This window comes from Cohnella sp. 56 (assembly GCF_037963805.1).
Taxonomy (GTDB): domain Bacteria; phylum Bacillota; class Bacilli; order Paenibacillales; family Paenibacillaceae; genus Cohnella.
In genome coordinates, this window is record NZ_JAZDQE010000012.1 from 1 (window position 1) to 14,531 (window position 14,531).

8 protein-coding genes are annotated in these 14,531 nt (G+C 59.3%); all 8 read left to right on the plus strand.

Annotated features, from left to right (window positions below; all coding sequences use genetic code 11):
- Positions 1-26 precede the first annotated feature (26 nt).
- Positions 27-806 (plus strand): hypothetical protein, encoded by a 780-nt coding sequence (locus VQ071_RS19660; protein WP_340515873.1) that lies wholly within the window; start codon positions 27-29, stop codon positions 804-806.
- Between the two features lie 183 nt (positions 807-989).
- The gene (locus tag VQ071_RS19665; protein ID WP_340515874.1) at positions 990-2,261 is read left to right on the plus strand and encodes an FAD-dependent oxidoreductase; all 1,272 of its coding nucleotides are present in this window, start codon (positions 990-992) and stop codon (positions 2,259-2,261) included.
- Between the two features lie 13 nt (positions 2,262-2,274).
- The gene (locus tag VQ071_RS19670) at positions 2,275-3,909 is read left to right on the plus strand and encodes a response regulator (protein ID WP_340515875.1); all 1,635 of its coding nucleotides are present in this window, start codon (positions 2,275-2,277) and stop codon (positions 3,907-3,909) included.
- 36 nt (positions 3,910-3,945) lie between these two features.
- The gene (locus VQ071_RS19675; RefSeq protein WP_340515876.1) at positions 3,946-5,760 is read left to right on the plus strand and encodes a cache domain-containing sensor histidine kinase; all 1,815 of its coding nucleotides are present in this window, start codon (positions 3,946-3,948) and stop codon (positions 5,758-5,760) included.
- Between the two features lie 89 nt (positions 5,761-5,849).
- Positions 5,850-6,815 (plus strand): ABC transporter permease, encoded by a 966-nt coding sequence (locus tag VQ071_RS19680; RefSeq protein ID WP_340515877.1) that lies wholly within the window; start codon positions 5,850-5,852, stop codon positions 6,813-6,815.
- Positions 6,816-6,827: 12 nt separating this feature from the next.
- Positions 6,828-7,709 carry a carbohydrate ABC transporter permease gene (locus VQ071_RS19685; protein ID WP_340515878.1) on the plus strand — a complete coding sequence of 294 codons (882 nt, stop codon included), beginning with the start codon at positions 6,828-6,830 and terminating at the stop codon, positions 7,707-7,709.
- A gap of 79 nt (positions 7,710-7,788) precedes the next feature.
- A complete protein-coding gene (locus VQ071_RS19690) occupies positions 7,789-9,357 on the plus strand; it encodes an extracellular solute-binding protein (RefSeq protein ID WP_340515880.1) in 1,569 nt (522 codons plus the stop codon).
- A gap of 278 nt (positions 9,358-9,635) precedes the next feature.
- Positions 9,636-14,438, plus strand: a complete 4,803-nt coding sequence (locus tag VQ071_RS19695; RefSeq protein ID WP_340515881.1) for a sugar-binding protein — start codon at positions 9,636-9,638, stop codon at positions 14,436-14,438.
- Positions 14,439-14,531 lie beyond the last annotated feature (93 nt).

The window sequence follows — 14,531 nt, forward strand, 5'->3', positions numbered from 1 at the left end:
GCTCAGTCTTATGGCTTCTTCTTTGAATGCCTTGTCATACCTGTTCATGCGTCCTCGTCCCCTCGCTAGCTTTCATTTTATTTCATACGAGGGGGTTTTTCGACTGCATTTTTATCGTAGCACTCCAAGGCGATGCCGCCAAACGCGGGTCCGCCGGGGCGATCGCCTCTCGTAGTAAAGGCGATGCCGCCAAACGCGGGTCCGCGAGAGCGATCGCCTCTCGTAGTGAAGGCGATGCGGCCAGACGCGAGTCCACGGAAGCGATCGCCTCTCGTAGTGAAGGCGATGCGGCCAAACGCGGGACCGCCGGGGCGATCGCCTCTCGTAGTGAAGGCGATGCCGCCAAACGCGGGTCCGTAGGAGCGCTCGCCTCTCGTAGTGAAGGCGATGCGGCCAAACGCGGGTCCGCCGGGGCGATCGCCTCTCGTAGTGAAGGCGATGCGGCCAAACGCACGCCCGCGAGAGCGATCGCCTCTCGTAGTGAAGGCGATGCGGCCAAACGCACGCCCGCCGGGGCGATCGCCTCTCGTAGTGGAGGCGATGCGGCCAAACGCACGCCCGCGAGAGCGATCGCCTCTCGTAGTGAAGGCGATGCGGCCAAGCGCACGCCCGCGGGAGCGATCGCCTCTCGTAGTGGAGGCGATGCGGCCAAACGCACGCCCGCGGGAGCGATCGCCTCTCGTAGTGAAGGCGATGCGGCCAAACGCGGGTCCGCGGGAGTGATCGACTCTCGTAGTGAAGGCGATGCGCCGCGAGAGGCGAAGCAGGCTCTGTTACATATACAATTGCCTTCAAATAAGTGGTAGTATCAAATTGCCTTGTCCGTCGCGGCGTTTTTTGATAGGGGATGATTGCTCGTGCCCGGTGCGGCGGTGATTAATAAAACTCAGTAGCATCGGCCCGGAAATAGTAGGATTCGCCCTGTAGACCGCTGCCAAAACATCTGATAATAGAGGGTATCACACGGTGAGTCGAGGGAGGTTATTCGATTGAATCGGTATACGTTCCAGAAAGATGTGGCGGTATACGAGAAAGCGGATATTGTGGTCGTAGGCGGCGGTCCGGCGGGGGTGGCGGCGGCGATCGGGGCAGCAAGATGCGGGAAAAAGGTGACGCTGCTCGAGCAATCGGGGCAACTGGGCGGGATGGGCACATTGGGCAATGTCAGCGTGTTTATGGGTGTCGGCAATGTGACGGGCATCTATCGCGAGATTATATCCGAGGTGCTGCCGCAGCAGGCGGTGCCGGACGATCATCATGGTTCGATCTGGCCGCAGTACAGTCCGTTCCGGCTGCGGCATTATTTGAACGAGAAGCTGGAAAAGGAAGGCGTGCAGGTGCTGTTCCACGTCGGCTGCGCGGGGACGATCAGCGAGCAGGGACAGGTCAAGGCGGTCATCGCGAATTCGCGCGAAGGGCTGCTGGCGTTCGAAGCGGATGTGTTCATCGACTGCACGGGAGACGGACGCGTGGCGATCGAAGCGGGTGCCGGTTATACTTCGGGGCGCGACGCCGACGGGATGACTCAGCCGATGACGCTCATGTTCATGATGCAAAATACCGGCCAGCCTGCCATTCGGCAACTGCCGGAGGGCTGTTACCATTACGACAGCGTATCCGAATTGCCGCAAGGCAGATTGCTGCACTGGGAGCAGAGCGAGCCGGGCAATCTGCTCGTCAACATGACCCGGGTGAAGGGAAACGGGGCCAAAGTCAAAGATGTCAGCTATGCGGAAAAAGAATCGCTGCGGCAAGCTTTTTCCGTCGCCGATTATTTGCAGCGCCACGGCTTCGAGAACTATGCGCTCACCCATATTCCCGGTCAGGTCGGCGTCAGGGAGACGAATCAGATCGTCGGCCGCTGTACGCTGACCGAAGACGATATACTGTCCAGCCGCAGGTTCGACGATGTGGTGGCGCAGACGAACTACGAGATCGATATTCACAATCCGAACGGCAAGGCGGGCACCGACGAGCGGGAAGTGAAGGGATACGATATCCCGTACCGCTGCCTGCTGCCGCAGGGTGTACGAGGCTTGCTCGTAGCCGGGCGCTCGATCTCGGCCACGCATGTGGCGATGTCGTCGATGCGGGTTCAGGCGACCTGCTATGCGCTCGGTCAGGCGGCCGGCGTCGCAGCCTCGATCGCTGCGGATCGAGGCATATCGCCGGAGCAAGTCGATATCGTTGAGCTGCACGAGGCGCTGCGGCTTCAGAATGTGGTCTTTCTGCAAAACACGCACAAGCGAAGCGACCCGTAAAGGGGCAGGGAATATGTATAAATTGGTCATCATCGACGATGAGCCGGCCGTCCGGGGCGGGCTCAGCAAGTTCGTGGATTGGAGCGAATACGGAATCGTGCTGGCCGGCACGGCGGACGACGGCGACACGGGGCTGGCGCTGATCGAACGGGTGAGGCCGGACATCGTGCTGACGGATGTGATGATGCCGACGCTGGACGGCATCCGCATGTCGAGGGATGTCCGCGAGCGGTTCCCCGAGACGAAAATCGTATTCATCAGCGGCCACAACGACGCGGACTATTTGCGCTCGGCGTTGCAGGTTCATGCTGCCGACTATATATTCAAGCCGGTCAAGCGGACCGAGCTTCAGAAGGTGATCGAGGGCATCGTGCTAGACCTCGGCGCGCGAGAAAAAGAGCGGCAGATGCTCAAGGACATGCAGGTCAAGCTGAGTCAGAGCATGCCACTGCTTCGCGAGAAATTTCTGATGTCGCTGATTCAGGACGGCGTCGCCGGGGAGGAGGAATTGCGGGAAAGAGCGGCATTCCTCAATCTGGCGCTGCCGTTCGCGGCGCCCTATCTCGTACTCGCAATCACGATCGACGATCCGTCGGAAGTGCTCGGCGGGCGCCCGGAGCGGGACAAGCAGCTCTTGTCTTATTCGCTTCTGAACATCGTCCAGGAGCTGATCGATCGGCTCCTGCCGGCGGGGTATGTCTTCGAGAACCGGGCGGCCGAATACGTGGCGCTGCTGGCGCTGGACGACCGGCTGCAGGAGGAAGGGCTGCCAGATCCGGAGGCGACGCTGCTGGCGCTCGCGCAGGAGATCCGGGACAATGTGCAGCGCTGGCTGAAGCTCAGTGTCACGATCGGCGTCGGCGAGCGCGCCGAGCATATCGGCTTGCTGCCGGCGTCCTACCGGCATGCCCGCGAGGCGGCGGACCAGAAGTGGTACATGGGCAAAAATCAGGTCATCACGATGGACAGTCTGGAGATGGGAGCGGCGGGTCCGATCCGGTTCGACGCCCGTCAGAGCGAGCGGCTGCTGTCGGGACTGAAGTCGGGAGAGCGGCATCGCCTGGAGGCGGAGCTGGAGAGCATCTTCGAGCCGCTGGCGCATGTCCGCAAGGACGGCTTCAAGTATGTGCGGCATGCCGGATTGCAGATGATCGCGCTCGCCGGCAGGCTGCTGCTCGAGCTGAACCTGCTGACCCGCGACAAGGAAGAGGAGGAAGCGCGGGCGCTGGACGGGCTGCTGAAGCTGGAGACGATGGCGGAGCTGAGGCGTTTCGTGAGCGATTACTTGTCCGGCATCTGCTGCTGGATTCAGGACAAGCGGAGCGGACGGTCGAGCAATGTGATCGAACATACGCAGAAGTACATAGGCGACAATTATGCCAAAAACTTGTCGATCGCGGAAATTGCGGGCAGCGTCTATCTCAGCCAGACGTATGTCAGCCTGTTGTTCAAGCAGGAGACCGGCGAGACGATCTACGAATACTTGATGAAGGTCCGCATCGAGAAAGCGAAGGAGCTGCTGCGCGATCCCCGCATCAAGCTGTACGAAGTGTGCGAGCTGGTCGGCTATACCGATCCGAGCTACTTCGGCAAGCTGTTCAAAAAGATGACCGGACTGACGCCAAGCGCTTATCGGGATCAGCAGTAGAACATGACGGGTTCCAATGCAGAAGGAGTCGATCCAGTGAAGAGCGTCTTGCGAAAAAGAAGGAGCCGCGCACTCGATCTGTGGGAAGGCATCGTGGCGGCCAGAAGGTGGATGCTCGCGTACGGCCTGCTTATTTTGCTGCCGGCCTGCATCATGCTGTTCGTCTACTACGAGCAGTCCTCCCGCATATTGCAGGAGGAAGTGACCCGGACGATGAAGCAGACGCTGAAGCAGGCGGGCATCAATCTGAGCTCGCGGCTCGACTATGTGCAAAATTCGTCCAACTCGTTGTTTATGAATCACAAGCTGTACGAGAATCTGGACCCTGCCGGTCCGATCGTCGACCGCATCGATCAATCGAAGGAGCTGCGCAATTTGCTCGAATCGGTGCAGACGGCGCCCGACATCGTCAGAGCGCGTATTTTTACCGATCCCGAGAACATATACGGCTTCGATCTTTTGAATCTTTTTCCGCTGGACAACTTGAAGGACCGCCCTTGGCTCCAGGCGGTCGGGGACGCGGGAGGCAGCATTTTCTGGACGGGAATATACGAAGAAAACTATCTGGATCTGGGACCGGCCCGGATTCTTTCCTGTGTCCGCATCTTGAGACATCCGCGCAATTTCGATCGGACGCTGGGCGTGCTGATGCTGGACGTTCCCGAGAAAATAGTGTCCGACATCATTTCCGAGCTTGATTTTCCCGCTCACAGCCGTGTCTATATGATGGATCGCGGCGGGACAATTATTTATAGCGCCGACCGCTCCTTGATCGGCACGCAGGCTGCGCTCGCGAGCGCGCCCGACGAAGGCATCCTCGAACGCTCCGAGGACGGCGTCGACTTGTTCGAGTTGCTCGCGCCGATCAAAGCCGCGGATTGGCGGCTCGTGCTGGAGGTGCCCAAGACCGGCCTCACGCATCGTACCGCTGCGCTGAGTCAGTGGTCCGGCGTCGCGACGATCGCGGGCATGACGGTCATGTTCCTCATTCTCGTATTCGTATTGCTGGCATTCGTCATCAACGGGATGAACCGCCGCATCAAATCGGTCGTCAGGACGATCCGCACGGAAGGCGTCGAAGGGCTGGAAGAGCCGCGTGCGGACAAGGGAGGCGACTTCTACTTGCTGGAGCGGGTCGTCGATCATCTGGTTCGTCGGGTGAGAGATCTGATGGAGGAAGCCTATCGCTCCAAAATGCTGGAGCGGGAGGCCGAGCTTCGCGCACTGCAAGCGCAGATCAATCCGCATTTCCTCTACAATACGCTCGATACGATCAACTGGCTCGCCATCTCCCGCGATGCCGGCGACATCAGTCATATGATCGAGAGTCTGTCCGATTATTTCCGGCTCAGCCTGAACAAAGGGAAGGATCATGTGTGCGTCGCGGACGAGCTGGAGCTGGCGCGAGTGTATCTGGAAATTCAGCAGAGCCGCTTCCCGTCCACATTCGCCTTCGCGATCGAAGCGGAACCCGAGGCACGCGGGTGCGTCATTCCGAAGCTGACGCTGCAGCCGATCGTCGAGAATGCGCTGCTGCACGGCATCCGCAAAAACAAGCACAAAACCGGCAACATCTCTGTTCGCGCGCGGCGATGCGGCGACGAGCTGGAGATTGCCGTCTCGGACGACGGCATCGGGATGGAGGAGCGACTGGCGGCCAGCCTGCTGTCCGAATCGCGCGCCGCGCTGCGTACCGAGGGCGGCGGCAGCTCGTACGGGCTGTACAATGTGAACGAGCGGATCAAGCTGCTGGCCGGTTGCGAATACGGACTGTCGGTCCGCTCCCGTCCGGGCGAGGGCACTGTCGTGACGATCCGGCTCAAGGCGGTACAGGAGCTGTCAACACAGTAGGATACGACGAGAAAGTGTCGGATTGCCATCTACATGACGCATCGTCCTGCGGCTACAATGAAGCCATAAGCAGGAGGTGCAACTACAAGATGAGCGAACTCATCACGCCGCTGAACGAAAAGGCGGAAGGAGTCAAAGCTTCGCGCAAGCGCGAAGGCAGACGGCGATTGATATGGCGGAACATCGATACTTATTTGCTGCTAACGCCCGGCCTGCTATTGCTGCTGCTGTTCAAATACGTCCCCGTGTACGGCGTCGTGATCGCATTTCAGGAATACAACATTTTCGACGGGATCTCGGGAAGCGAATGGGTGGGGCTGGCGCAGTTCCGCAAGCTCACTCACTCTGCGGAGTTCATGCAGGTGTTCGCGAATACGCTGCTCATCAGCGTATACAAGATCGTGCTGCTGTTCCCGATCCCGATCGTGATCGCGCTGCTGCTGAACGAGATTCGCTTCACGGCGTTCAAGCGGACCGTCCAGACGATTATTTATATGCCCCACTTTTTGTCCTGGGTCATCATCTCCGGTCTGTTCATGACCATCCTGTCCCCCTCCGACGGTCTTGTTAACTCCGTAATCCAGTGGTTCGGCGGCGAGCCGGTCAAGTTTTTTATGGACAACAGCGTGTTCCGCAGCGTCGTCGTATTCACGGCGGGGTGGAAGGAGATCGGCTGGAACGCCATCATCTTCATCGCCGCGCTCGCCGGCATCGAACAGGAGCAGTACGAGGCAGCCTCAATCGACGGTGCGAGCCGGCTGCGGCAGATGTGGCATATATCGCTCCCCGGCATATTGCCGACGATTATCCTGATGCTCATTCTCCGGCTCGGCATCGTACTGGACGCGGGTACGGAGCAGATTCTGACGATGTACAATCCTACCGTCTACGAATCTGGCGACGTCATCGGTACCTTCGTCTACCGGACGGGCCTCGGCAAGATGGACTACAGCTTCAGCACCGCGGTCGGCCTCTTCAATTCGGTCGTCGGCTTCATACTCGTCGTCTCCGGCAACTGGTTCAGCAGGAAGGTGCTGAAGCGCGGAATCTGGTAAAGGAGTGTTGACATGCCTATTCATAAAAGAACGTTTAGCGACTGGACGCTGGACATCTTCGTCTACGGCTTCATGATCGCACTGGGACTCGTCACGCTGCTGCCGATGGTCCATGTATTTTCCAAGTCCGTCAGCTCGGACTGGGCGCTCGTGTCGGGCCGCGTGAACCTGCTGCCGGTCGGCTTCCAGATCGATACGCTGGTGAACGTCGTGACTTCCGGCGCATTCAGCCGGGCCTTCCTCATCTCGGCTATCGTGACGACGGTGGGGACGCTGCTCAGCATTCTGGTGACGGCGATCACCGCCTACCCGCTGTCCAAGCGGCATCTGCCCGGCATCTCCTTCCTCATGGTGCTGTTCGTGTTCACGATGCTGTTCAACGGCGGCCTTATCCCCAACTACCTGCTCATCCGCGAGCTGCATCTCATCAACAGTCTATGGTCGCTCATCCTGCCGGCGATGATCAGTGTGTTCAACATGCTGGTGATCAAAAGTTATTACGAGGGGCTGCCCGAGGCGCTGGAGGAATCGGCGCGGATCGACGGAGCGCGGTCCTACACGATTCTGTTCCGCATCATACTGCCGCTCAGCATGCCCGTACTCGCCACGATCGCCTTGTTCTACGCCGTCGGCTTCTGGAACGACTACTTCAGTCCGATGCTCTACATCAGCGATCCCGCGCTCAAGACGCTTCAACTGCATCTGCGCGACGTCGTGATGGAGAACGATACGGCGAACGCGATCAACAGGTCGGCGGACGATCTGATGAATATGTCGCCGGAAAGCATCCGGGCCGCTACCGTAGTCGCCTCCACCGTCCCGATCCTGCTCGTGTATCCGTTTCTTCAGAAGTACTTTATCAAGGGCGTATTGATCGGCTCCGTCAAAGGCTGACGCTGCATTAACGCCGGCGGATACGATGCCGCCGCTTAATGATAAATCGCAACATAATTCATGGGAGGTTACAAAAAAGATGATGAAAAAAATGAAATGGGTCGCGCTGCCCGCCGCGGTCAGCCTCATGCTGCTATCCGCTTGCGGCTCGAACGGCGAGAACAAAAATAGCGGGGCCGAGAAAACTGCGGGCGAAAATAGCGCCACGGCGAAGTCCACGCAGTCCGCGCAAGCAACGAAGGAAAGCGCCAAGCCCGAATTGAAAGCGCTTATGCGGCTGGGACCGAACTTCGAGAAAGATCCGATCGCCGCCATGCTGCAAGAGAAAACCGGCTACAAAGTCAATTACGAAGCGCTCCCGGTCGACAAGCCGGAGGATAAGCTCAACCTGCTCATCGCTTCCTCCGAGCCGTACGACATCGTCTCGACGGGCGGGGACAGCAGCTCCAAAGCGATCTATGCCGACTATGCGAAGAAGGGCGCGCTGGTCGATCTGACGCCGCTCATCGAGCAATACGGCCAAAACATCAAAGCGTCGCTGTCCGCGGAGACGCTGGAAATGGCCAAGGTCGACGGCAAAATCTACGCGATACCGACCCGGTCGATCGAATCGGTCGGCACAAGCCTGATGATCCGCAAGGATTGGCTGGATAAGGTGGGGATGCAAGTGCCGACGACGCTCGACGAGCTGACGGCCGTCCTCAAAGCGTTCAAGGAAAAGGACCCCGGCGGCAACGGCGCCAAAAACATCCCGATGGCGATCAAAGGCGACGTGCCGATGGTCGACAACATCGTCGGCGCCTTCGGCATCGTCAACGACTGGAACGACGTGAACGGCCAACTGGTGCCCCGTGCCATGAACCCTGCCTTTAAGGAATATCTGGCATTCATGTCCGATCTGTACAAGCAAGGGCTGCTCGATCAGGAGTTCGCGATCAACAAGGACGCCACGGTGAAGGAGAAGTTCACGAACGGCAAGGTGGGCGTCATCGTGCTGCACTGGGCCGACATCCCGCAGATCGACGATGCACTTAAGAAAAACTTCCCGGATGCCGAATACGTGTACGTTCCCGCGTTGGCAGGCAAAGACGGCCAGGCAGGTCTGGCCCAGTCGTCCGGCTTCGACCGGATCACCTTTGTACCGAAGTCCTCCAAGCATCCGGAAGATGCGATCAAGTGGATCGACGCCAAGCTGAACCCGGATACGTTCAAAAACATGGCGATCGGCCTGGAAGGTACGCACCATACGTTCAAGGACGGCAATTACTACCCGATCCTGCCGATCTTCAACGACGAGCGCGGCTCGGCCAGCAACTATCTGACCGGCATCGACGAGAAAAACTACCCGATCTACTGGCAGGCCCGCGTCCGCAAGGACGAGCGGCTCTACAAAGGCTGGGAAGCGCTGAACAAGCAGCAAAAGCCGGAAGTGTTCAAGAAAAATCCGCTCGGGCTGGCTCCGTACTTGCCGAAGTACTCCAAGGAAGACGCGCAGCTCGGCCAGATGGTCAACGACTATGCCGTCAAGGTTATCGTCGGCGGCGAGCAACTGACCGGGTTCGATGCCTTCACGGAAAAATACAAGCAAGCCGGCGGTCAGACGAGCTTCGACGAGATCAACGCCTGGTACGCGACGGTTCATAAATAATACAGTGCGGCAGACTGCAGGCGTTGCTTAAGACGGGCAGTCTGCCGCATTCGCTATGTCCTGTTTTTCAAAAAGGTAGACGAAGCGAAGGGGGGATGAACGCTGTAGGCCGGGCATGATCATATTCATTATGGGAGGGAACAGGGATGATAGGTTTGGAATTATCGAAAAGATGGAAATCGCGCGCCGTAGTGTTGCTCTTTTTTCTGATCGGTATGCTCCTGTTAAATGTTAAACCTCTTAATGCCGCTCCACAAGAAGCTTACAATTGGCAAAATGTGCGCATCGGCGGGGGCGGCTTCGTCACCGGGATCGCCATTCACCCGACGGAGCCGGATCTCGTCTATATTCGCACCGACGTCGGCGGCGCCTTGCGCTGGGACCCGGCCAATCAAAAGTGGATCCCGCTTTTGAATGCGGTTCCACGCGAGAAATACAATTATTACGGCGTTGACAGCATCGCGCTCGATCCGTCGAACGCGGAAGTGGTGTATATCGCGGCGGGCAAGTATAACTATGTCGGAGCGCCGGCCGATATTTTGAAATCTACGGACCGGGGGGCCACCTGGACGCCGACCGGCTTCGAGCCCAGGCATTACGGCAACGGGTCGGGTCGGGACTTGGGCGAGCGGCTGGCCGTGGACCCGAACGACGGCCAAATCATCTATATGGGAACCCGCTACGACGGACTGTGGAAGAGCACATCAGGCGCCAGCAACGGCTCCTGGCAGAAGGTCACGAGCTTCCCGACTGTCGGCGCCGATCCGACCGGACTCAACTTCGTCATGTTCGACAAGAGCACGGGGTCTCCCGGCAATGCGACGCAGACGATCTATGTCGGCGTCAAAGGCACCGGCATCTACCGCAGCACGGACGGAGGAACGTCGTGGGCGCTGATGAACGGCAGCCCGCTGACGCCTCGCCGGGCCGTCCTTGCCGGCGGCACCCTGTACGTCACTTACGAGTCGGGCGTCGCCAAGTATGCGGGCGGGGCATGGACCGATATAACGCCGCCTTCGGCAGGAAGATACAACGGCATTACGGTAGACCCCACCAACCCGAACATCGTGATGACGGCCATCGAGGATGGCTCGAACACGCCGGCGCCGATCTACCGGTCGACGAACGGCGGCACGAACTGGACGCAGATCACCTTCGTCAAGCATCAGAACGTGCCTTGGTGGACGAGCAACTGGTTCGCCGCCAATACGTCCACCTTGACCATCGATCCCCATGATCCGAAGCGGGTGTGGCTGACCGACTTCTACGGCACATGGCGCACGGACGATATAACGGCCAGTCCGTCCCATTGGTATACGTACGAAGAGGGCCACGAGGAAGTGGTGACGTTCGCCCTGCGCAGCACGCCGATCGGCGCGCCGCTGCTGAGCGGTCACGCGGATGTCGACGGCCTGCGCCATACGTCGCTCACGGCGTTTCCAAGCGCCAAATTCGGCGGCCCGACGATGGGCGATACGGTTTCCATCGATTTTCAAGAGAGCAACCCGAACTTCATCGCCCGGGTAGGCACCACGCGTTATGCCAGCACGGCAAGCGGCGGCTACAGCACCGACAACGGGGCGACTTGGACGGCGTTTGCCGGTTCGCCGGGGATAGCCGGCCGAATCGCCGTATCGTCCGGCAGCGAGACGATGGTCTGGGTTCCCCAGTACGGCAGTCCGCTCTATTCGACCGATCGGGGGCTATCGTGGACGCCGGGCACGGGCGCGCCGTCCGGAACCGTACACGATTTCTGGGTCTGGTACCAGCCGCTGGCGTCCGACCGCGTCAACAACAATACGTTCTATCTGTTGGAACGAGGGACGTGGAAATTGTTCCGCAGCACGGACGGCGGGGCCTCTTGGGGGCTTGCTTCCACGATACCGGTATCGCTGAGCAAGACACCCGCGTACTTCAGCCTCAAGGCAGCCCCGGGCAAGGCGGGCGAGCTATGGGCCGGCCTGGATGCGGGAGGGCTGTGGCGCTCCGGCAATGCCGGCGATACCTGGACGCAGGTGCCGAACGTGCAGCAGGCGACGCTGTTTGCATTCGGCAAAAACAAGCTCGGCTCTCCGGACCCTACCGTTTTCGTATACGGCAAGGTGGACAATACCGTCGGCATTTTCCGCTCCGACGACTTCGGCGCCACCTGGGTGAAGATAGACGTGCTCGACCCGGCGATCGGCGACGAAGCCAATACGATGGAGGGCGATCGCCAGACCTGGGGGCGCGTTTATATCGGAACGAACGGCAACGGCGTTTATTACGGCGACACCTTGATGAGCGAAGGGACCGATACGGAGCCGCCGTCGACCCCTGCGAACTTGTCGTCTCCGTCGCATACGTCGGCGACCGTCAACCTGTCCTGGACGGCTTCGACCGACAATACCGGCGTGGCGGGCTACAACATTTATAATGGAGGCGTATATGTCGGAGCTACTACGACGCCTTCTAGCACGAGCTATACCGTAAGCGGCTTAACGCCCAACACGACTTATTCGTTTACCGTGCAGGCCAAAGACGGCGCGGGCAATCTGTCGGCTGCGAGCAATGCGATAAGCGTGACGACGGCATCTCCGCCGGCGCCGCCGACGAATCTGACGATGACATCGGCGACGCTCACGAGCCTCACGCTGGGCTGGAGTCCGCCGTCCAATATGTCCGGTGTCGTCGGCTACAACCTTTACGTCGGTTCCAAGCAAGTGGCTGCCACCTCGGGCACGACGTATACGCTCACGAACTTGCTGCCGGGCCGCGCCTATTCGGTTACGGTTCGTGCGTTCGACGCCGCAGGCAGCACGTCTGCAGCCAGCAATACGCTTGCTGCGACGACTGCGGCAGGCCCGGGCACGCTCGCCTTCAGCGACGATTTTCAGGATGGGGCGGCGGACGGCTGGACTTCCGTGAACGGGATATGGTCCGTCGTCACGTCGGGCGGCTCCAAGGTGTACAGACAATCGTCCTGGCCGACGGTCGATTCGTTCAGCACGGTCGATGCAAGCACGTATACCAATTACAGCGTGGAAACGAATATTAAACTGACGCAAAACGACAGTGACCTGGCGGCCGGCATTACGGCTCGCTATCAGGACCCGGGCAACTTTTACTACTTCCGGGTCAAGGCGGGCAAGCTGCAGATCGGCAAAGCGGTGAACGGAGCAATCACGATACTGACTGCGAAAAATTACATCATGACGACAAACGTCGTATACTCGTTCACGGCAGTAATGAACAACAGCACGCTCGATTTGTATGTGAACGGGTTCAAGGAATTGTCGGTTACGGATACGAGCCATACTTCCGGTAAAATCGGTCTGTACGCCTTCAAAACAAGCGTGGAATTCGATGACGTGAAGGTCGTTCACGACCGCGACTTTGCGCCCCCGACGGCTCCCGGCAATTTGCGCTTGACGTCAAAAAGCGAGACGACGGCGGATCTGGCGTGGGACGCGTCGTCGGACAATATCGGCGTCACCCAGTACGAGGTGTATCGGGGCTCGACGCTGATCGGCACCGTCGCGACCAACACCTTTTCCGCGACCGGCCTTGCGGCGAACACCGCATACACGTTCAGCGTCAAGGCGAAGGATGCGGCCGGCAACGTGTCCGCAGCGAGCGCTTCGCTCAACGTCACGACCGATCCGTATCTCTATCAAGCGAAAAAAACGATCGCCGCCGTCGCCGTGAACGGATCGCTGGATGAAGCCGGCTGGTCGGCGTCCGCGTTCAAGCAGATCAAAAAAGCGATCATCGGCACCCCGAACAATAAGGCCCAGTTCAGCGCATTGTGGGACAGCAATTATTTGTACGTGGGCGTCAAAGTCATCGACGGCAATCTGTACAACACTTCCGTACAGCCCTATAATGACGACTCGATCGAAATTTATATCGACAGCAACAACAATAAGGGTACGACGTACGACAGCTACGACCAGCAGTATGTGAAGGGCTGGAACGACAGCACGCTCTGGCTGCAAAGAACGATGCCCAGCGGCGTGCTGCATGCCTGGGCGCCGATAACGGGCGGATACAGCGTGGAGCTGGCGATACCGTGGAGCTCGCTCGGCCTGTCGCCGTCCGCCGGCTTGACCGTCGGCTTCGATGTGGCGAACAACGATTCGGACACCGGCAACGGCCGGGACAGCCAGCTCATGTGGGCCGGCACGAGCGACAACTGGACGAATACGTCCGCCTTCGGCAGCCTGCAGTTGTCCGCCGTCTCGATCGGTGACACGCAGCCGCCGACAGCGCCTGCGAATCTGACGTCGCCTTCGCATACCGACCGGACGGCAACGTTGTCGTGGACGGCTTCGACGGACAATGTCGGCGTGACCGGGTACGACGTGTATAACGGCGCCAATCTGGTCGCATCGGTCGCTTCGACGACGTATACGGTCACCGGGTTAACGCCGGAAGCCAGCTATACATTCCATGTCAAAGCGAAGGATGCGGAAAACAATGTGTCGGCGGCGAGCAACACGGTCAGCGTCACGATGGATGCGTCCTACACGCTGCTCTCCGTCGCCAAGACGAATGCCGCCATCCAGGTCGACGGCTCGCTCGGCGAGACGGCATGGGCCATCACCAAACAAGTGAACAAAAATGTGTTCGGAGTCTCTAACAACACAACGAAATTTGGGGTATTATGGGACGATAACTACTTGTATGTCGGAGTGACCGTCATCGACGCTGATCTGTACAACAATTCGCCGGAGCCGTATGCCGACGATTCCGTCGAGATTTACATCGACGGGGATCACAACAAGGGGACGGTCTACGACAGCTATGACCGGCAGTTCATCAAGGGCTGGAACGACAGCGCGCTGTTCGAAGGGCGCAGCCTCACGAACGGCGTACAGCACGCATGGGCAACGATACCGGGCGGATACAGCGTGGAGCTGGCGATACCGTGGAGTTCGCTCGGCCTGACGCCATCCCCCGGCATGCTGATCGGCTTCGACGTCGCCAACAATGACGAGGACGACGGCAACGGCCGGCAGAGCCAGACGGTATGGGCCGGCGAGTCCACGAACTGGACGAATACGTCCTCCTTCGGGGAGCTGAAGCTGGCACTGTCATAATCCGGTGCAGTTGAATTGAAGCAGCGTCACTCGCCGGGTCAACGGCGAGTGGAGATTCGCAAGCAGGACGCATATATGGAGCCGGTTCCGGTT

What these genes read in the sequence shown, in the direction of transcription:
- VQ071_RS19670 (WP_340515875.1), top strand. Translation starts at nt 2,275, where the DNA reads ATGTATAAATTGGTCATCATCGACGATGAGCCGGCCGTCCGGGGCGGG.
- VQ071_RS19685 (WP_340515878.1), top strand. Translation starts at nt 6,828, where the DNA reads ATGCCTATTCATAAAAGAACGTTTAGCGACTGGACGCTGGACATCTTC.
- VQ071_RS19660 (WP_340515873.1), top strand. Translation starts at nt 27, where the DNA reads ATGCCTTGTCATACCTGTTCATGCGTCCTCGTCCCCTCGCTAGCTTTC.
- VQ071_RS19690 (WP_340515880.1), top strand. Translation starts at nt 7,789, where the DNA reads ATGATGAAAAAAATGAAATGGGTCGCGCTGCCCGCCGCGGTCAGCCTC.
- VQ071_RS19680 (WP_340515877.1), top strand. Translation starts at nt 5,850, where the DNA reads ATGAGCGAACTCATCACGCCGCTGAACGAAAAGGCGGAAGGAGTCAAA.